Origin of the sequence: Novosphingobium soli, assembly GCF_042432915.1 — a bacterium.
Classification (GTDB): Bacteria; Pseudomonadota; Alphaproteobacteria; order Sphingomonadales; family Sphingomonadaceae; genus Novosphingobium; species Novosphingobium soli.
Map to the genome: position 1 here is coordinate 39,479 of NZ_JBHLWK010000021.1, position 17,849 is coordinate 57,327.

At 67.9% G+C, this 17,849-nt stretch carries 18 protein-coding genes; 8 read left to right on the plus strand and 10 right to left on the minus strand.

Features of this window, described 5'->3' with window-relative positions; genetic code table 11:
- The first annotated feature begins 9 nt into the window (after positions 1-9).
- Together ACFFJC_RS16800 and ACFFJC_RS16805 are read left to right on the plus strand one after the other, a co-directional pair.
- Complete coding sequence (locus ACFFJC_RS16800; protein ID WP_379488647.1) at positions 10-726, plus strand: ABC transporter ATP-binding protein; 717 nt, start codon at positions 10-12, stop codon at positions 724-726.
- Positions 719-3,268, plus strand: coding sequence for an ABC transporter permease (locus ACFFJC_RS16805; RefSeq protein ID WP_379488648.1), 2,550 nt, complete (start codon positions 719-721; stop codon positions 3,266-3,268). Before ACFFJC_RS16800 ends, ACFFJC_RS16805 begins: the two co-directional genes overlap by 8 nt.
- An 18-nt stretch (positions 3,269-3,286) precedes the next feature.
- Here ACFFJC_RS16805 and ACFFJC_RS16810 read toward each other — a convergent pair whose 3' ends face one another.
- Complete coding sequence (locus ACFFJC_RS16810; RefSeq protein WP_379488649.1) at positions 3,287-3,763, minus strand: RDD family protein; 477 nt, start codon at positions 3,761-3,763, stop codon at positions 3,287-3,289.
- A 269-nt stretch (positions 3,764-4,032) separates the two neighbouring features.
- Between ACFFJC_RS16810 and typA the strand changes: the two genes are divergently transcribed.
- On the plus strand, positions 4,033-5,865 hold the full coding sequence (typA, locus tag ACFFJC_RS16815; RefSeq protein ID WP_379488650.1) for a translational GTPase TypA: 1,833 nt from the start codon (positions 4,033-4,035) through the stop codon (positions 5,863-5,865).
- A 141-nt stretch (positions 5,866-6,006) separates the two neighbouring features.
- Here typA and ACFFJC_RS16820 read toward each other — a convergent pair whose 3' ends face one another.
- From ACFFJC_RS16820 to ACFFJC_RS16850, 7 genes are all read right to left on the minus strand, one after another.
- Positions 6,007-6,867: an outer membrane protein gene (locus ACFFJC_RS16820; RefSeq protein ID WP_379488651.1), complete on the minus strand. Its 861-nt coding sequence runs from the start codon at positions 6,865-6,867 to the stop codon at positions 6,007-6,009.
- Between the two features lie 206 nt (positions 6,868-7,073).
- Positions 7,074-7,925, minus strand: a complete 852-nt coding sequence (locus tag ACFFJC_RS16825) for a TorF family putative porin (protein WP_379488652.1) — start codon at positions 7,923-7,925, stop codon at positions 7,074-7,076.
- Between the two features lie 302 nt (positions 7,926-8,227).
- The gene (locus ACFFJC_RS16830; RefSeq protein WP_379488688.1) at positions 8,228-9,748 is read right to left on the minus strand and encodes a SulP family inorganic anion transporter; all 1,521 of its coding nucleotides are present in this window, start codon (positions 9,746-9,748) and stop codon (positions 8,228-8,230) included.
- 26 nt (positions 9,749-9,774) lie between these two features.
- Positions 9,775-10,464, minus strand: coding sequence for a carbonic anhydrase (locus ACFFJC_RS16835; RefSeq protein ID WP_379488653.1), 690 nt, complete (start codon positions 10,462-10,464; stop codon positions 9,775-9,777).
- A 130-nt stretch (positions 10,465-10,594) separates the two neighbouring features.
- On the minus strand, positions 10,595-11,917 hold the full coding sequence (locus ACFFJC_RS16840) for an ATP-binding protein (protein WP_379488654.1): 1,323 nt from the start codon (positions 11,915-11,917) through the stop codon (positions 10,595-10,597).
- Positions 11,917-12,645, minus strand: a complete 729-nt coding sequence (locus ACFFJC_RS16845; RefSeq protein WP_379488655.1) for a response regulator transcription factor — start codon at positions 12,643-12,645, stop codon at positions 11,917-11,919. Before ACFFJC_RS16845 ends, ACFFJC_RS16840 begins: the two co-directional genes overlap by 1 nt.
- Positions 12,646-12,787: 142 nt before the next feature.
- The gene (locus ACFFJC_RS16850; RefSeq protein ID WP_379488656.1) at positions 12,788-13,057 is read right to left on the minus strand and encodes a hypothetical protein; all 270 of its coding nucleotides are present in this window, start codon (positions 13,055-13,057) and stop codon (positions 12,788-12,790) included.
- Between the two features lie 238 nt (positions 13,058-13,295).
- On the opposite strand from ACFFJC_RS16850, the gene ACFFJC_RS16855 reads away from it, so the two are divergent.
- The 3 genes from ACFFJC_RS16855 to ACFFJC_RS16865 all read left to right on the plus strand — a co-directional run bounded on the left by ACFFJC_RS16855 (position 13,296) and on the right by ACFFJC_RS16865 (position 15,575).
- Complete coding sequence (locus tag ACFFJC_RS16855; RefSeq protein WP_379488657.1) at positions 13,296-13,616, plus strand: hypothetical protein; 321 nt, start codon at positions 13,296-13,298, stop codon at positions 13,614-13,616.
- Between the two features lie 209 nt (positions 13,617-13,825).
- On the plus strand, positions 13,826-14,299 hold the full coding sequence (locus tag ACFFJC_RS16860) for a hypothetical protein (RefSeq protein ID WP_379488658.1): 474 nt from the start codon (positions 13,826-13,828) through the stop codon (positions 14,297-14,299).
- A gap of 124 nt (positions 14,300-14,423) precedes the next feature.
- Positions 14,424-15,575: a glycosyltransferase family 4 protein gene (locus ACFFJC_RS16865; RefSeq protein ID WP_379488659.1), complete on the plus strand. Its 1,152-nt coding sequence runs from the start codon at positions 14,424-14,426 to the stop codon at positions 15,573-15,575.
- A gap of 158 nt (positions 15,576-15,733) precedes the next feature.
- Here the strand turns inward: ACFFJC_RS16865 and ACFFJC_RS16870 are convergent, their stop codons facing one another.
- Entirely contained in the window at positions 15,734-16,072 is a 339-nt protein-coding gene (locus ACFFJC_RS16870; RefSeq protein WP_379488660.1) for a hypothetical protein, read from the minus strand.
- Between the two features lie 204 nt (positions 16,073-16,276).
- Here ACFFJC_RS16870 and ACFFJC_RS16875 point away from each other — a divergent pair, with 204 nt between their 5' ends.
- Entirely contained in the window at positions 16,277-16,705 is a 429-nt protein-coding gene (locus ACFFJC_RS16875; RefSeq protein WP_379488661.1) for an OsmC family protein, read from the plus strand.
- A 6-nt stretch (positions 16,706-16,711) separates the two neighbouring features.
- On the opposite strand, the gene ACFFJC_RS16880 is transcribed toward ACFFJC_RS16875, so the two are convergent.
- The gene (locus ACFFJC_RS16880) at positions 16,712-17,074 is read right to left on the minus strand and encodes a COG3650 family protein (RefSeq protein ID WP_379488662.1); all 363 of its coding nucleotides are present in this window, start codon (positions 17,072-17,074) and stop codon (positions 16,712-16,714) included.
- Positions 17,075-17,468: 394 nt separating this feature from the next.
- Here ACFFJC_RS16880 and ACFFJC_RS16885 point away from each other — a divergent pair, with 394 nt between their 5' ends.
- Positions 17,469-17,741: a hypothetical protein gene (locus tag ACFFJC_RS16885; RefSeq protein ID WP_379488663.1), complete on the plus strand. Its 273-nt coding sequence runs from the start codon at positions 17,469-17,471 to the stop codon at positions 17,739-17,741.
- Positions 17,742-17,849: the final 108 nt, after the last annotated feature.

A 17,849-nucleotide genomic window follows, 5' to 3' on the forward strand; every position in this document is an offset into this window, starting at 1 on the left:
CTATCCCATATGGGAGTGGTGACAAGCCCTGACCACTTCGCCGCCCCCGATACCGCCATCCTCGCCCAAGACCTGCGTTTGACGCTGGGTTCGGGCGCTAGCGCCGTGGAGATCCTGAAAGGGATCGACCTTGCGGTGCCGCGCGGGCAGACGCTGGCTCTGCTGGGCCCATCGGGTTCGGGCAAGTCTTCGCTGATGGCGGTGCTCTGCGGGCTGGAGCGCGCCAGTTCAGGCACGCTGCACGTGGCGGGGCAGGACTTCGCCGGGCTCGACGAGGACGCGCTCGCCCGCGCCCGGCGTGGCCGCATCGGGGTGGTGCTCCAGGCCTTCCACCTCCTGCCGACGATGACCGCGCTGGAGAACGTGTCCACCCCCCTGGAGCTGGCCGGCATGCCCGATGCGCGCGCCAGGGCGGAGGCGGAACTTGCCGCCGTGGGCCTGGGGCATCGCCTGTCGCATTATCCGGCACAGCTCTCGGGAGGCGAGCAGCAGCGCGTCGCCATCGCCCGGGCGCTGGCACCACGGCCGGCGCTGGTCTTCGCCGACGAGCCGACCGGCAACCTCGATGCGGGCACCGGCGCGGCCATCGTCGATCTGCTGTTCACCCGCAGGGTCGAGGCAGAAGCGACCCTGCTCATCATCACCCATGACGCCAACCTCGCGCGGCAGTGCGAGCGCGTGGTGACCCTTGCGGACGGCCGCATCGCCAGCGACACGCATGCCTGAGCGCGCCGCCCCCCGCGCCGGCGCGCTGCCCTGGCGCACCGCCTGGACCCTGGCCCGGCGCGACCTCTCGGCCCGCTTCAAGGGCCTGCGACTCCTGCTCGTCTGCCTGTTCCTGGGGGTCGGTGCGATCGCAGCCATCGGCACGCTGACCGGCTCGATCGAGCACGAGCTCGGCGCGCGCGGGCGCGAAATACTCGGGGGCGACTTGGAGCTGCGCGCGTGGCAGCGCGCCCTCTCGCCCGCCGAGAGGGCGGCGCTGGCGCGGCTCGGCACCGTCTCGCGCGGGCTGCGCATGCAGGCCATCGCCAGCCGCGGCGATGCCACCGCACCCGTCGCGCTCAAGGCCGTGGACGGGGCCTGGCCGCTGTATGGCCGCCTGTCGCTGGTCGACGGCCGCCGCGTCGGCGCACCCGCTGCGGGCACGGCTTGGATCGCCAAGGAGACGGCCGCACGCCTGGGCGCGCGGATCGGGTCGCGTATCGCGATCGGAGGCGTGCCGGTCACGGTCGGGGGCATCATCGCGACGGATCCCGAGCAGATGAGCGAAGGCTTCGCGCTGGGCGACAGCGCCATCGTGCCGTTCGATCTGCCGTCCCGCTCCGGGCTCACCGCCCCCGGCGCCATGTACCGGAGCGTGACGCGCGTGCGGTTCGCCGATCCGCTCCGCGACCCGGATCCGGAAGTCGATGCGCTCAAGGTCCGCTTCGGCGACAATGCTTTCGAGACCCGCACGCGCCATGCCGCGTCGCCTTCGACCGAGCGCTTCGTCGGCCGCATGGGCGAGTTCCTCGTTCTGGTCGGGCTGGCCGCGCTGGTGATCGCCGGCATCGGCATCGGCGGGGGCGTGTCCTCGTACCTGGAGGCCCGCCGCGGCGCGATCGCGACCCTCAAGGTGCTGGGTGCGACGGGCGGGGACATCGTGCGGATCTACCTCCTCCAGGTCGGCGCCGCGGCGTTGGCGGGTAGCGCCGCCGGCCTGGCCGCGGGCGTGCTGGTGACGCCGCTGCTGGCGTCGGCGCTGCAGAGCCTGCTTCCGGTCGAGGCCGGGTTCACCGTCTCGCCCGCGGCCTTGGCGACGGCCGCCGCCTACGGCCTGCTCGTCGCGCTCGTGTTCTCCGCGCCGCCGCTGGTGCGCGCCCGCGGGTGGCCGGCGATGGCGCTGATGCGCGCCCGCGTGGCGCGGCTCTCGGCCGATCGCAAGGCGCTCGCCCTGCCGGTTGGCCTGGGGCTGGCGGCGATCCTGGCGCTGGCGCTGGCGAACGCCGCGCAGCCGCTGGTGACGCTGGGCTTCCTCGGCGGCTCCGCAGCGCTTCTGGCGCTGCTCGGGCTTGCCGGTCTCGGGATCCGCAAGGCCGCCGCGCGTCTTCCCCGGCCGCGCGGCCCGATGCTGCGTGCGGGGCTCGCGAACCTCCACCGACCCGGCGCGCAGACGGGCGCACTGGTGACCGCGCTCGGCTTCGGCCTCTCCGCCTTCGTCCTGATTGCCGCGGTCCAGACCAGCCTCGATGCCAACATCCGCCGCACGGTGCCCCAGCGCGCGCCGGACTTCTTCGTGCTCGACATCCCGCGCGACAAGGCCGAGGCCTTCCGCCGCACCGTGGAGCAGGCCGCACCCGGCGCCACGACGCACGTGGTCCCCAACTTGCGCGGCCGCATCCTCGCCTATGGTCCGAAGGGACACATGACCCGCGTCTCCAGCCTCGGCAAGGACCTGCCGGAGGGCGCCTGGGCGCTCAAGGGCGAACGCGGGATCACGTACTCGGTCCATGTCCCGGAAGGCAGCACGGTCACGCAAGGCGAGTGGTGGCCGGAAATCCCCTGGGGCGAGCCGCAGGTCTCGCTCGACGAGCAGCTGGCGGAGGCGATCGGCCTCCACGTGGGCGACTACATCACGGTGGGCGTGCTCGGCGTGGAGCGCACCGCCCGGGTCGCAGCGCTGCGCAGGATCGATTGGGACACGCTGGGGTTCAACTACGTCCTGGTCTTCTCACCCGATGCGCTGGCAGATGCGCCCCACAACCTCGCCGCGACCATCGAAGTGCCGCCCGGTATGGCCACGACCGAGCTCCTGCCGCGGCTCGTGCGCGCCTTCCCCGCCGCCTCGGTGATCGAGACGGGAGGGCTGTTGCGCGATGCGCGGGCCCTGCTGGACCAGATGTCGACGGCCATCCTGGCGGCGGCCTCCGTGGCCGTCCTGGCGGGGCTTGCGGTGCTGCTCGGCGCCATCGCCGCCGCCCGCGCGAGCCGGACCTACGACACCGTGATCCTGCGCGTACTCGGCGCGAGCCGGGGCCAGCTGCTGGTGCTGCAGCTGGCCGAGTACGGCCTCATCGCCGGTGTGCTCGCTCTGCTGGCGCTGGCGGCGGGAAGCGCCATGGCGTGGCTCGTCGTGGTCAAGCTCTTCGAGTTCGCCTGGATGCCTGCCTGGCCCCGCGTGCTCGCTGTCCTGGCCGCGGGGGTGATGCTGGTGCTGGCCTTCGCCCTCGGTGGATCGCTGCCGCTGCTCCGCGCCCGACCCGCGCAGGCGCTGCGCGAGCTCTGAGCGTCGGCAGCCGACCGGTCAGGCGAAGACGTCGCTCGAATCGTAGACGCTGCTGGGGTCGCGCGTGCGATAGACCAGCGTGCCGGCCAGCAGGTCGTGCAATCCCTGCTTGCGCTCGGTAAACGCGACCATGATGAAGCCGATCAGCAAGATCATGCCAGACAGGATCTTCGCGAAGTAGCGGCCGGTCGCGCGCAGGAAGCTGATCCGCTCGCCCCGCAAGTCGGTGACCACCAGCCCGACTGCCAGCTTGCCCAAGGTGCCTTGCAGGCGCGAGCATTCGAGGCCGGCGAAGTAGAGCCAGCTCACGACGAAGCTGATGGCCACCGACGAGGCGACGGCGGCGCCGGTCACCACATCCGCGTCGATCCCGAACATCGCCATTCCGACGCCCAGCCCCAGCACACCGCCGATGAACGAGCTCGCGATGTTGAGGATGATCGCGTCGAGGAAGTAGGCGAGCACGCGCCACCAGAAACCACCATAAGGAACCATGCGAAATCCCCCTTTCAAGCGAGTTGCCACCCGCTCGGCCGCCGCACACGTGCCCGGCGCTCCGCTAAGGGCCGACCTATCCATCCCCACGCGCAAAAGACAAAGGGATTCTGCGGCCGCCCCGTTTTCTCGATAGTTAAGCCGCGGCAGGCCAGATGCAGGCCGTCGCAGGCACCTTGCCGAAATCATCGACATCGGGTAAGGGCGCGCCAATTTTGCAGTGCAGCACGCATCTGCACGCCAAGCCCTCCTTTCGAAAGAAGACACGAATGTCCGCCCCGCTTCCCTTGCGCAACATCGCGATCATCGCGCACGTCGACCACGGCAAGACCACGCTCGTCGACCAGCTCTTCCGCCAGTCCGGCACCTTCCGCGACAACCAGCGCGTGGAAGAGCGCGCGATGGACAGCAATGACCTCGAGAAGGAGCGCGGCATCACCATCCTGGCGAAGCCGACCTCGATCGAGTGGAACGGCTATCGCATCAACATCGTCGACACGCCGGGCCACGCCGACTTCGGCGCCGAGGTGGAGCGCATCCTTTCGATGGTCGACGGCGTGATCCTGCTGGTCGACAGCTCAGAAGGCGCGATGCCGCAGACCAAGTTCGTCACCGGCAAGGCGCTCGGCCTCGGCCTCAAGCCGATCGTCGTCGTCAACAAGATCGACCGACCCGACGGCCGCCATGCGGAAGTGCTGGACGAAGTCTTCGACCTGTTCGTCAGCCTCGACGCCAACGACGAGCAGCTGGACTTCCCGACCCTCTACGCCTCGGGCCGCAACGGCTACGCCAGCTACGATCCCGATGCGCGCGAAGGCACGCTGACGCCGCTGTTCGAGAAGATCGTCGAGCACGTTCCCGCGCCGAACCTCGACGTGGACGCGCCGTTCTCGTTCCTGGCGACCCTGCTCGACCGCGACAACTTCATGGGCCGCGTGCTCACCGGCCGCGTCCAGTCGGGCAAGCTTAAGGTCAACGACCCGATCCGCGCGCTCGATGCCGAGGGCAAGGTCGTCGAAGTGGGCCGCGCCACCAAGGTGCTGACCTTCCGCGGCCTCGAACGCGTGCCGGTGGACGAAGCTCGCGCGGGCGACATCATCGCGCTGGCGGGCCTGGAGAAGGCGACCGTCGCCAACACCATCGCCGCGCCCGAAGTGACCGTGCCGATCAAGGCCCAGCCGATCGACCCGCCGACCCTGGCGATGCGCTTCGCCGTCAACGATTCGCCGCTCGCGGGTCGTGAGGGCGACAAGGTGACCAGCCGCATGATCCGCGACCGCCTGATGCGCGAGGCGGAGACCAACGTCGCCATCCGCGTCACCGAAAGCGCCGACAAGGACAGCTTCGAAGTCGCCGGCCGCGGCGAGCTTCAGCTCGGCGTGGTGATCGAGACCATGCGCCGCGAAGGCTTTGAACTGGGCATCAGCCGCCCGCGCGTGCTCTTCGGCACCGACGAGGCTGGCAACCGCACGGAGCCTTACGAGACCGTGGTCATCGACGTGGACGACGAATACTCGGGCACGGTCGTGGAGAAGATGCAGCGCCGCAAGGCCGAACTGACCGACATGCGTCCCTCGGGCTCGGGCAAGACGCGCATCACCTTCTCGGCGCCCTCGCGCGGGCTGATCGGTTACCACGGCGAGTTCCTGTCGGACACGCGCGGCACCGGCATCATGAACCGCCTGTTCGAGAAGTACGACCTGCACAAGGGTCCGATCGAGGGCCGCCTGAACGGCGTGCTGATCTCCAACGGCACCGGCGAGGCGGTGGGCTATGCGCTCAACTCGCTGGAAGAGCGCGGCATCCTCTTCGTGAAGCCGCAGGAGAAGATCTACGAGGGCATGATCATCGGCGAGAACGCCAAGCCCGACGATCTCGAAGTGAACCCGATGAAGTCGAAGCAGCTGACGAACTTCCGTTCGACCGGCAAGGACGACGCCATCCGCCTGACCCCGCCCAAGATCATGACGCTCGAGCAGGCGATCGCCTATATCGACGATGACGAGATGGTCGAGGTGACGCCGCAGTCGATCCGCCTGCGCAAGGCGATCCTCGACCCGCACGAGCGCAAGAAGGCGAGCCGGAAGAAGGAACTGGCCTGAGCCGTCCGGCCCTTCGGCCACTTCAATGAGAAAAAGGGCGCGACGGCTGACCGTCGCGCCCTTTTTCATGGGCCGCCTCCGGTTGAAAGACCGCGGGTGGGCTGTTGCACCACCCGCGCTCTTCAGGGAGCGGCGCTCGGGTCAGAACTGGAAGCCGACCACTGCCCGCAGCGAGTGGTAGTCGAAGTTCTTGTCGTTGCCCTTGATACGGGTCGAACCCGAGTCGAGGAGGAACGGGTTGGTCGCAGGCGCCGTGCCCGGACCGACCACGACGTTGTACTTGTTGTCGTTATAGCGGTTGTACAGGTATTCGATTCCAAGGCTGATCTTGTCGCTCAGCATGATCTCGCTGCCGCCGCCGGCCTGCCAGCCCCACACGACCTTGCCGTCGCGCTGCGGGTCGAACGAGTTGGCCGTGTTGGTGGTGAAGAAGCTGTGGTCGAGCTTGGCGATGCCGCCGCCCCCGGTGACATAGAACAGCGCGCCGCCGCCGGGAGTGTAGCCGGCACGAAGGCGGGCCGAGACGTTGTAGTCCATCTCACGCTGAATCGCGTAGGAGGCCGGGGTGATGCTGTAGCCGGACACCGCATCCTTGGCTTCGGTCTTCGAGCCTTCGATCAGGCCGCCGAAGACCCAGTCGCCCATGCGGCGGTCATAGCCGATGCGGACGCCGTACTCGGCCCCGTCGCGATCACCGCGGCAGCCGCCCGCGCCGCGGGTCGCACCACGCGCCAGGCCGTTGCAGAAGCCGGGCGAGAAGGCATCGGCGCCGGTGGTGGTGGCAACGCCGTTGTCGTAGTCGCCATCGCCGTCGGTGTCGAAGACGAGCGTGTCGTAGCTGTCCTTGTTCTGGACGGAATAGCCGCCGAACGCCTGGATGTAGGGCCCATCGAAGTGGCTGTCGCGGCCGCTGGTCGCCGTCGCGTCCTGGGCGGAGGCGGGAGCCGCCGTCACGGCAGCGGCCACGGCAAGGGCCGCCAGGAGACGGGTGTTCTGAGTCATGATGTCCTTCCTGATGCATCGGGCCAAACGTCGCCCTGCGGAAGGATGAAGTCTCAGGCTGACCCCTTGGTTTCCCGGACTCAGAACGGAAAACCATTTCTACTCAATGTGTTGCTTACATGGCACACGACGGAGCGAGTTCCCTCGCTCCGTCGCACTTCTGTCACAGTTGGCCCCGCGGCATTGAGCCGGCGGGGATCAGGCGATCAGAACGCCGCCGAAAGCGAGAACACCGCCGTCGATCCCGCGATCGACGATCCGTTCTTGGTCGATGCGAAGTTCGGGTAGAGATAGGCGGACTCCGACTTCGAGATGTCGGTGTCGATATAGGCCACGCCCAGGGTCACAGGCCCGAGCGCCAGGTCGGCGCCGAGCATCCAGTCCAGGTAGCTGCCGGTGGGCGCGACGCTGGTGCCGTTGGGGCCCAGGCCCGAGTTGCCGTCCGAGTAGCCCAGGTGCGCCTTCAGGCTGAGGGGGGTGTCGGGAATGCCGCCGCTGACGTCGCCCCAGACGTAGAAGTTGTCCGACTTCGCGCCCGGATCGTCGGGAGTGCCCTCGGCGTAGGCGTCCGCGTCGTAGTACCACCGTCCGAGCGCCTGCTGCTTGGGCGCGTAGGCGACGCCGACCAGGACCTTGGCAGGTCCCATGGTGCTGGAAAGCTTGACGTAAGGCTCCGCGAAGTCCGTCTCCGAAGCGCCGCCCGGATACATGTACCACGTCAGACCGACGTCGAGATTGACCCCGCTCGCAACCTCGGTGGAGAAGCCACCCACGAGATCCAGTTCCATATTGGAGCCGCCGAACGTGCCCCAGCCGGAGAGGTTGGAAGCCCAGGTGCCGACATAGAACCCGCTGGCATGCGACACGGTTACACCGCCCTGCACAGCCATCTCCTTGTCCGTCTGCGAGACGCCGCGGAAGCGGTAGTCAGTGACGAGACCGACAGTGCCGGAGACGGTGATTTCGCTGGGCGCTTCCTCCTGCGCGATCGCGGGAGTCGCGGCCGCAAGGAAAGCGGCAGAGAGGCCGGCGACGCCGGCGAAAAGACGAGACTTCATATCGCGGAACACCCTCATGTTACTGTTGTGGTATGTTCCGTCCTGCGGCCGTCGCGCGGATCTCGCTGCTTGGCGGGTCCGTTTCGCGCCGGCCCTATCAGCGATATGGCGGCCAGCATTCTCGTTGTTTTCTGAATTGCGACGAAATGTTGCTGTGTTCTGCAGCGCAGCAAGTGTGGTGGCAGTGCCACAGGCAATCTTGGGGCTCCCCACACAGAAAAACGGGCGGAGACGCTTGCGCGCTCCGCCCTTCAGGTGTGCCGGGCCGGGTGTGAGGATCCCGACCCGCCAGGTTTGATCGCTCAGCCCGCCAGCGGAAGCGGACGCAGGATGGAATCGGGCCCCGTGACGCGGTCGCTTTGCCCGGTCTTGCGGCGGCGGCTGATCCATTCGGACAGCGTCTCGGCCGTCGTATGGTCCATGGCCTTTACCCGGCCGAGGTCGAGATGAACCGGGCGGTCGGCCGGCTGCTTCTCCAAAACCGCGTTAAGGCGGGTGAGGCCCACGAAGGTGGCGGCGCCGTTCAGCTCCACGCGGGTCGCTTCGCCTTCGTCGTGTTCCGCCACCTTGAGGCGCAAGTGCTTCACGTGCGGCAGCAGTTCGACAACCGACAGCGCCAGGCCGACGAGCACGCCGGTGAGCAGGTCGGTGGTCACAACCAGCACGAAGGTCACGGCCCAGATCGCGGCGGGCAGCGGCCCATGCGCCTTGAACAGGTGCCTGACGTGCTTCACGCTCACCAGGCGCCAGCCGGTGACCACGAGGATGCCGCCGAGTGCCGCCATCGGAACTTCGCGCAGCAGCCAGGGCAGCAGCGCCACGAAGCCCAGGATCCAGACGCCGTGCATGATTGTGGAAAGGCGTGTCTTGGCGCCGGCCTGCACGTTCGCGGAGGAGCGCACGATGACGCCGGTCATCGGCAGCGCGCCGAATACGCCGCACAGCAGGTTGCCCACGCCCTGTGCCCGCAGTTCCTTGTCGTACTGCGTCCGCACGCCGTCGTGCATGCGATCCACCGCAGCCGCCGAGAGCAGCGTCTCGGCGCTGGCGATGAAGGCGATGGCAAGCGCGGCGACGATCAGGGCCGGATTGGCGAGCGGGGCGAACCAGGCTGCGCTGGTGGGCAGCGCGAACGCCGCGCCGATCGACGCCGGGACTTCGATGCGCGCGACGTCCAGTCCGAGGCTCCAGGCCGCGACGGTCGCAGCGACAACGCCGAGGAGCGCGCCCGGGACGAGCGCCAGCGACTTGGGTCGCAGCTTCTCCCAGCCGAGCATGACGACGATCGTCAGCACGCCAATCAGCAGCGCCATTTCAGTCGCCGCGGCGTTCGAGAAGTCCAGGCCGAACACGCGGGACGGCATCGCCGCCAGGTTCTGGAGCCCGCTCGACAGCGGCTTGGCATCGAACAGGATGTGGAACTGGCCGATCACGATCAGCGCGCCGATGCCTGCCAGCATGCCGTGGACCACGGCGGGGCTGATCGCGCGGAACAGCCCGCCCAGGCGCAGCACGCCCGCGACGAGCTGGAGCACGCCGGCCAGCAGCAGCACGGGACCGAGAGCCGCCAGGCCGTTCTCACGCACGAACTCGAACACGATGACCGCTAGGCCGGCAGCGGGGCCGCTCACCTGAAGGGGCGAACCGGCCAGCATGCCGACGACCAGGCCGCCGATGATGCCGGTGACGAGTCCTTTTTCCGGGGGCACGCCCGAGGCGATGGCGATCCCCATGCAGAGGGGCATGGCGACCAGGAACACGACGATGGACGCCGTGAAGTCCCGGCCGAAATGGGCGAAAAGCCCGGATCGGCCCTCCCCGATGGGAACGCCTGCGGATGCGGACGTGCTCACTCTGCCGCCTCGGCCAACTCGGTGGCGAATCGGGTGCGCGCGGCCAGAGCGACGGGAAGGTCGCGATCCTCGCGCAGGGGCACGAACTCACCGGTGTCGCCATTCAGACCGAGCACCTGCCCGGCATGGATGTCCACGAACCAGCCGTGAAGCGTCATCTCGCCCCGCGCGATGGCGGCCGCCACGGAGGGATGCGTGCGCAGGTGGCTGATTTGCGCGATGATGTTCTCGAGGCTGATGGCGCGCACGCGCTCCTTGCCCTCGAGGTCCGCATGGCAGGTGCTGACGATGTGCTCGGCCGCTGCACCATGCTTCAGCCACGCGGCGACATTGGGCATGGTCTCCAGGCCGGTCGGATCGCTGAGCGCCTTCATGGCGCCGCAGTCCGAATGGCCGCACACGATGATGTCGCGCACGCCGAGCGCCGCCACCGCATATTCGACGGTAGAGGTCACGCCGCCGTTCTGGGTGGCGTAAGGCGGCACGATGTTGCCGGCGTTGCGGCACACGAAAAGGTCGCCGGGATTCGCCTGCATGATCTGCTCGGGCACGATTCGCGAATCGGCGCAGGAAATCATCAGCGCCTTGGGCTCCTGCCCGTGGGTGGTCAGCTTGCCGAACAGTTCGCTGCTGGCGGGGAAGATCGTCTTCTCGAAGTGGAAGACGCGACCGATGAGCTCGTTCACCTTGGACACCTTTCAACTGTTATGCACTGCCCGCCGGCGCACGGCCTCGAGCTTGCTTGAAAAGCTAGATGTCCAGATTGTCGATCATCGTGCGCGGGCGTTACGAAAGTTTGCTGCGATGCAGCGCAACTCACTTCGGGAGCGGCAACCGGATGGTGGCGCGCAACCCGCCTTCGGGACGGTTACGCAGATCCAGGGTGCCGTTCTCGGCGCGCACCGCCTTGCGCACGATCGGCAGGCCGAGGCCCATCCCGGCGGTATCGCGTCCGCGTGCCGTGTCGAGCCGCACGAACGGCTGCAGGGCGTCGGCGATGCGATCTTCGGGAATTCCCGGCCCTTCGTCCTCGACCACGATCTCCGCAGCTCCACCGTCGCGCCGCACGCTGACCCGCGCGCAACCGCCGTAGTGCAGCGCGTTCTCGATCAGGTTGGACAGCGCGCGGCGGATCGCCACGGGCCTCACGGTGATCTCCAGGTTGGGGACGCCGGAATACGTGGCATCGGCCCCGTGGTCGGCCGCGGTGTCGACCAGCGTCTCGGCCATGACGGCGACGTCGATGCGCTCCGCGGGGATCGACCGGCCATCGCTGTCGACATAGGCTTGGAGCGAATCGAGGAGCATGCGCATCTCCTCGATGTCGTGCGAAAGGCCCTCCCGCACTTCCGGATCGACGCTGTCCTCGTCCAGCCGCAGCCGCATGCGCGCGAGCGGGGTCTTGAGGTCGTGGCCAATGGCCAGCATCGTCTGGGTCCGATCCACCAGCGACTGGTGGATCCGATCCTGCATCTCGTTGAGAGCGCGGATCAGCTCGCGCAGCTCGTCGGGCCCTCGCTCCGGCACCGGCCGCGGCGGGCCCGACCCGAGGTGACGGGTCGCTCCGATCAGGTTGCGCAGGGGCCTGAGCGTCGCCCGCAGGAGCACCCAGGCAAGCGCGATCAGCAGCAAGGTGGGCAGCACCAGGCTGGCGAGGCGCCCCGCCGTCAGCTTCCAGACGGCGTTGGCATGCGTGTGAAACCGCACCAGGCTGCGATCGGACAGACGGATCGACCCGCCGATGTTCCCACGCCCCGGCAGTTCCTCCAGATGCAGTTCCAGGTCGGCGAGCGCCAGTTCGGGCTCGATCTCCATGACCTGGGACCGCAAGTTGGCGAGGCCGAGCGAGCCCCTCCTGCGCTCCCCGGGCGCCATCCAGTCCAGGGTGAACCGCCCGGTGCTGAGCACCTGCGCGATGTCGGCGCGCTCGGACGGTGGCGCATGCTCGAGCGTACGGCGCGCCAGGACGAGGTTCTCGGCGATCCGCTCCGCATCGTCACGATTGAGCTCGAACGAGTTCACCCGCTCGAAAATGAACGAGTTCGCCGCGAAGTCGACGACGACGACCAGGAGCAGCACCGCGAGCAGCCGCTCGGGCAGGCCCATCCGCCTGAACAGGGCGACGAGCCTGCGCGGCATCAGCTGCGTGTCACTTCCGCCTTGAACATGTAGCCCACGCCGCGGACGGTGACGATCGGCGGCTCGACGCCTTCGGCCTGGAGCTTGCGGCGGAGCCGGCTGACCAGCACGTCGATGCTGCGGTCGGAGCTATCGCCGATGCGCGAGCGGGACAGCTCCATCAGGCGTTCGCGCCCGAGCACGCGCTGGGGGTAGCCCAGGAAGGTCGAAAGCAGGTCGAACTCGGCCCCGGTCAGGTCGACGATCGCGCCGCTGGGCGAGCGGAGCTCGCGCCGCGCCATCGAGACTTCCCAGCCATCGAAGCTGACGGTGTCGGCCGCCCGGCTCTCGCCCATCGGCTCGCTGGCCGAGTCCAGGCCGCCGCCGCGGCGCAAGACCGCGCTGACGCGGGCGGCGAGCTCGCGCGTGCTGAAGGGCTTGGCAAGGTAGTCGTCGGCACCCAGCTCCAGGCCGAGCACGCGATCCTCCTCGCTGCCGCGGGCGCTGATGAAGATGATCGGCACGTCGCTCTCGCGGCGCAGGCGGCGGAAGAGATCGAAGCCGCTGGTGCCCGGCAGCATGATGTCGAGGACCACGAGGTTCACCGTGGTCTCCCGCAAGGTGACCCACATCTCCGCGCCGGTGGCCGCGGTCAGCACGTTGAACCCGCTCTGGCGGAGCGCCCGCGCGGTCAGGGTGCGAAGCGCGCCATCATCCTCGACGAGCAGAATGGTAGGGGGCGTGGTCATGGTGTCCGGAGAGAGTCTGTAGCGAGGGGCGACCGTCATCGTTCTATGCTTGTCTCTGGTGCTTATAGGGAGCCGGCGCGGCAAGGGGAACCGCGCCGGCCGAATTGTCCCCGCCAGCGCCCTTGCAGGGCCGGCCGGAGACTCAGTCCTGAGCGACGCCGGCAGCGTTACGGTGGGCTAGCACCGCGCGCCGGCCTTCCTGCTCTTCTGCCTGAACGATGTTGTGGCGGCACACGCGGCCCTTGGAGGGGTCGGGGTGACAGGCCACGGGCGCGGCGCTCTTTGCGAGCCGAGCAGGCTTGGCAGGCGTGGGATGGCCCTTTGCGGCGACAACGGTGTCACCCGCGTAAGCCGCAGCAGGGGATGGGGCGCCCGACAGCAAGACGAGGGCAACAAGGGGGGCGGACATCATCAGGCTTCTCCACTGGGCAAGGCAATGGAGGCAGACTGAGGGCCGCGCGTGTCGCACTTCGGTCTGGAAGATTACGAAATGTTGCCACGCTGCGGCGCAGCGCCGCGCATACATCTGCGTACAAACTTGAATGGTATCTGCCAGACCCGCTCCGACGCGGTTCAGCCACGGTGCGATACAAGAAACTCCACAGCGGGACAATGACTTGGTTGAAGCGCGTCCCGACAGGAGTTTGCTCATGAATGTCTTCAAGAAGACCGCCATCGCTGCCGGCCTTGCCGCCACTGCCGTCGCCGGCGTGACACCCGCGATGGCCCGGGACGGATACCGGGACAATGACAACACGGCGGCCGTCGCCATCGGCGCCGGCATCCTTGGCCTGGCGATCGGCGCCATCGCCGCCTCGTCGGACGACGATCACGACCGCTACTATGACAACCGCTATCGTGGCACGGTCGGCTGGCGGAACGACGACTACCGGTATCAGCGCCAGCCCGTGCGTGGCGACTGGCGCCGCGGCTACGATCACGACCGCAGCGACCACCGCCGCGGCTACTGACCCCCTGCCCATGCCGCCGGAGTTCCCCTACCCGGCGGCGAGACGCCCGGCCCTCCTCCTGGCCGGGCGTCTTCGCGTCGGCCTGTCGCACGTCCGGCCCACTGGACCTCGGGTTCAGTTGCGGTTCAGTGCTCCGCGTTAATCCTGTGAGGCAACGTGCCCACCGCAACCGCCGTTACCCGGTTGGCCCGGAAAGGGAGACGAAAGTCATGAATCAACTGAAGTCGATTGGAAAGAAGTTCATCCTCGGTGCGGCACTGTCCGCATCGGCGCTGCTCGCCACCTCGCCGGCGCAGGCTCGCGACCGGTACTACGACCGCGGCAACGACACCGCGGCCATCGCCATCGGTGCCGGAGTCATCGGTCTTGCACTGGGAGCAGCGCTGGCGGATCGGGACGACCGCTACTACTACGACCGCGGCTACTGGGGATCGCGGCGCTACGTCACCGTCCGGGATCGGCCCGGCTATTACTACTACTACGATGGCGCCCCGAACCGGTACTATCGCGACCGGTACTACGATCGCTACTACTCGTCGTGGTCGCGCGACCGCTGGTCCGGCAACCGTTGGAGCCGGGGCCGCGACGACTGGCGGCGGGGCGACCGGCGCGACCACTATCGCCGCGACGATCGGCGTGGCGATCGCTACGACAGGTACGATCGATACGATCGCCGTCGCTGACGGGCTGCAGCGTTAATCCCTCGGCGGCCGGCCCCTTGGGCCGGCCGCCATTCGCAACGCGTCGCGGGTGCGCCATGATGCACCCTCGCCAAGAGCCGAGGTCGGGGCTATGGGGCAGCCGACCATGGAAACTGCCGACCTTCGGATCGCCCTCTTTTCGGGCAACTACAACTACGTGCGTGATGGCGCCAACCAGGCGTTGAACCGGCTGGTGGGCTATCTGTTGGACCAGGGCGCGCACGTACGCGTCTATGCGCCGGTGGTTGCCCGCCCGGCGTTCGAGCCCACCGGCGACTTGGTCGGGATCCGCTCGCTGCCGATCCCCGGCCGCCCCGAATACCGCGTACCCCTGACGATCGCCGGCCGGGCCCAGCGCGATCTCGCGCGGTTCGCACCCAACGTCGTCCATGTCTCATCCCCCGATCCCGTCGGCCACCAGGCCGTGAGCTGGGCACGCCGGCGCGGCATTCCGGTGCTCGCCTCGGTCCATACCCGGTTCGAGACCTACTTGCGCTACTACAACATGGCCTGGGGCGAACCGGTGGTCGAAGCGATGCTGCGTCGCTTCTACCGCCGCTGCAGCGCGCTGGTCGCGCCATCGGAAAGCATGGCCCAGCTGCTGCGCCAGCAGCGGATGAACTACGACGTCTCGATCTGGTCCCGCGGGGTGGACCACGCGGTGTTCAACCCGGGCCGGCGTGACCTTGCCTGGCGCCGCAGCCACGGCATCGCCGACCACGAGATGGCGATCGGCTTCCTAGGCCGCCTGGTGATGGAAAAGGGCCTCGACGTGTTCTCCGACACGGTCGACGAACTGCGCCGGCGCGGCCTTGCGCACAAGGTGCTGGTGGTCGGCGAGGGGCCGGCGCGCGAATGGTTCGAGGCGCGTCTTCCCGGCGCTTCCTTCGTCGGCTTCCAGCAGGGCGAAGACCTGGGCCGCGCCGTTGCATCGATGGACGTTCTGTTCAATCCCTCGGTGACAGAGACCTTCGGCAACGTCACGCTCGAGGCCATGGCCTGCGCGGTGCCCGTCGTGGCGGCCGCCGCCACAGGCAGCCAGAGCCTGGTCGACGATCGTGTCTCGGGCCGCCTGGTGCCGCCAGGAGCGGTGCACCAGTTCGCCGAGGCGCTGAAGAGCTACATCACCGATCCCGATCTGCGGCGCAGGCATGGGGAGGCAGGCTCTGCGCGCGCGGTCGAGTTCAGCTGGGATGCCATCAACCAGACGGTCGCCGACACGTACCTGCGCCTCATTCGCCAGAAAGCCAAGGACTGACCGCCGGGTCGCGCGATCCCTGCCGGGAGCCTGAGGTCCACGAACAAGGCGCGGCGATCACGGTCGCCGCGCCTTGCTCCTCCCTCCCCTCGGCTCTGCGCCAGGGGCCCAGCCGCCCCCTGTGCTTGTTCCCCCACCTCTTCTCTTCTTCTATTCGGTCACGCCAGCTTGCGCTGCAGCCGCACCAGCGCGCGGTCGATCTGCGCGCGCGCCGCATCGTCGATCTCGCCTTCCACCACGCGATAGACGAGGCGTCCGTTTTCCAGCGAGTAGGCCACGGTCGCCATGTCGTCGTTGAAGCTGGCGACGTAGAGCGCAGGCTTGCGCATGATCAGCGCTAGATCGTCAGCGCGCGGCACCAGGCTGTCTCGCATGTAGTATGCGCCGGTCATCGCCGCCGTATCGGGACTTTCGTCCTGGGCACTGAGGGAACTCGTTCCTGCCGCCGTCGCGAGCAATACGAGCGCTGCCTGTGCCGCTGTCAGGAATCGCTTCATGACCAGCATCCTCTTCCCGGGGCGGCCCGTCTGCGCGAACCGTCCTCCTGTCAGCAATTCGTAACACTGGCGATTGTTTCGACAAAGCGAACAATCCTCAAGAAGCTTAGCATCGCTCGACTCGCGGCGGAGAGGCGCGCAAGAACGTGCGGCGACGAAGCCGCAGCCGCCGTCGCCAAGCCCGTCAGCCGAAAGGAATCAGTCATGACAACCAATACCGCTTCCGCCCGCTACGAAGGCCTCGGGAAGGAAGGAAAGGGCTCCATCACCACGCGCTCGGGCGTGCTTTCGGCACAGCCCTACGGCTTCGGCACGCGATTCGAAGGAAAGCCGGGCACCAACCCCGAAGAGCTGATCGCCGCAGCGCACGCGGCGTGCTTCACCATGGCGACCAGCTTTGCGCTTGCCGGCGCTGGTCACGCCGACGGCACACTCGAGACCAGCTGCACCGTCACGCTCGACAAGGACGGCGCGGGATTCGCGGTCACCCGTTCCGCGCTTACCCTCACCGCCTCGATCCCCGGCATCAGCCAGGACGAATTCGCGCGCATCGCCGCCGAAGCCAAGGCGGGATGCCCCATCTCCAAGCTGCTCAACTGCGAGATCACCCTCGAGGCCTCGCTGGACGCCTGACGGCGGCTAACCCGACTTCCCCGTGCGCGGCTGGCGATCCGTCCAGCCGCAGCCGCGGCGCATCTCGCCGCCGATGTGCAGCGTGACGATGAAGGGATAGCGATAGTCCGACATGCCATCGCTGCACGCGCCCGGCGTGATCGCAAGAGTGGCCGGTCCGGAAGACAGCTGCCCGCTGAACGACAGCCCGCCACGTCCGGCGAAGCGACTCGCGGGCACGGTCTCACCGGCCTGATTCTCGGGCGTGGAATAAGTCAGCCCCGCAGGCCCTGCCGTTCCGCCCCAAAACGGCTCGGTGCCGACGAAGCGCACCTGCTCGTCGGGGCGAAGGCCGTGCCAGGGGCGATGATCCGCGGAGTCGCCCGGCATCTGGTCCGCAGCGGAATGGCATGCTGCAAGTGCGAAGCTCGCGAGCAAGGCGGAGGATCGGAGTAAGCGGGGGATCATTGTCTGCGCACTCGGTTCGAGATCGATCGTTCCGAATGACTGTGCACGAAAGACAACTCGCCAGGAAGCTGTTCCCGCTTCCGTGCCCGGCAGCAGGTCCTTCCAGACACGACTTTGCCGCCGATGTGAATCTCTCTCGATCATATCTGATGCCGTATGCCGGCCAGAACGGCATCGGCAGCACCGCAGTTGCATGAAATGCACGACAGGGTTCCGGGATTGAAATTGCGTTTTCTGGCCAAATCCGCTTTTGCTGCATTGCACAAGAGAACAGCCCGAGGCGACTTTCCTGCCTCACAGATCTAGGGATTTTGCCATGTTCAAGACCATTCTCGCCGCTACGGCCGCAACGCTCCTCACCGCCCCCGTCGCGGCACACGCCGACGACAGCCGCGCGTTCTCGCACGAAGGCGTGAACTACAGCTACACCACCGAGCAGAAGGGCAAGGTCACCGTGATCGACGGCGCCACCTCGGCCGGCGTGCCGTTCCGCCTCTACGTCAAGGGCGGCCGCGTCACGGGGACCTACAACAATCGCTACGTCTCGTTCACCACTGCCGAAGCTGCCAAGCTCGGCCTTGGCGAGTAATCGGGCCAACTGAATCGCGCGCTGGCTCCCCGGGCATCCTCCTCTCCCAACGCCCGGGTTGAGCAGCGTCGAACCGGGCGCCGTCCTCCTGAAGAGGACGGCGCCTTT

Coding starts and splice junctions, on each gene's coding strand:
- ACFFJC_RS16850 (WP_379488656.1), bottom strand. CDS start 13,057: ATGATGTCCGCCCCCCTTGTTGCCCTCGTCTTGCTGTCGGGCGCCCCA.
- ACFFJC_RS16855 (WP_379488657.1), top strand. CDS start 13,296: ATGAATGTCTTCAAGAAGACCGCCATCGCTGCCGGCCTTGCCGCCACT.
- ACFFJC_RS16820 (WP_379488651.1), bottom strand. CDS start 6,867: ATGACTCAGAACACCCGTCTCCTGGCGGCCCTTGCCGTGGCCGCTGCC.
- ACFFJC_RS16885 (WP_379488663.1), top strand. CDS start 17,469: ATGTTCAAGACCATTCTCGCCGCTACGGCCGCAACGCTCCTCACCGCC.
- ACFFJC_RS16810 (WP_379488649.1), bottom strand. CDS start 3,763: ATGGTTCCTTATGGTGGTTTCTGGTGGCGCGTGCTCGCCTACTTCCTC.
- ACFFJC_RS16880 (WP_379488662.1), bottom strand. CDS start 17,074: ATGCCGGGCGACTCCGCGGATCATCGCCCCTGGCACGGCCTTCGCCCC.
- ACFFJC_RS16875 (WP_379488661.1), top strand. CDS start 16,277: ATGACAACCAATACCGCTTCCGCCCGCTACGAAGGCCTCGGGAAGGAA.
- ACFFJC_RS16860 (WP_379488658.1), top strand. CDS start 13,826: ATGAATCAACTGAAGTCGATTGGAAAGAAGTTCATCCTCGGTGCGGCA.
- ACFFJC_RS16845 (WP_379488655.1), bottom strand. CDS start 12,645: ATGACCACGCCCCCTACCATTCTGCTCGTCGAGGATGATGGCGCGCTT.
- ACFFJC_RS16805 (WP_379488648.1), top strand. CDS start 719: ATGCCTGAGCGCGCCGCCCCCCGCGCCGGCGCGCTGCCCTGGCGCACC.
- ACFFJC_RS16865 (WP_379488659.1), top strand. CDS start 14,424: ATGGAAACTGCCGACCTTCGGATCGCCCTCTTTTCGGGCAACTACAAC.
- ACFFJC_RS16840 (WP_379488654.1), bottom strand. CDS start 11,917: ATGCCGCGCAGGCTCGTCGCCCTGTTCAGGCGGATGGGCCTGCCCGAG.
- ACFFJC_RS16870 (WP_379488660.1), bottom strand. CDS start 16,072: ATGAAGCGATTCCTGACAGCGGCACAGGCAGCGCTCGTATTGCTCGCG.
- ACFFJC_RS16825 (WP_379488652.1), bottom strand. CDS start 7,925: ATGAAGTCTCGTCTTTTCGCCGGCGTCGCCGGCCTCTCTGCCGCTTTC.
- ACFFJC_RS16800 (WP_379488647.1), top strand. CDS start 10: ATGGGAGTGGTGACAAGCCCTGACCACTTCGCCGCCCCCGATACCGCC.
- typA (WP_379488650.1), top strand. CDS start 4,033: ATGTCCGCCCCGCTTCCCTTGCGCAACATCGCGATCATCGCGCACGTC.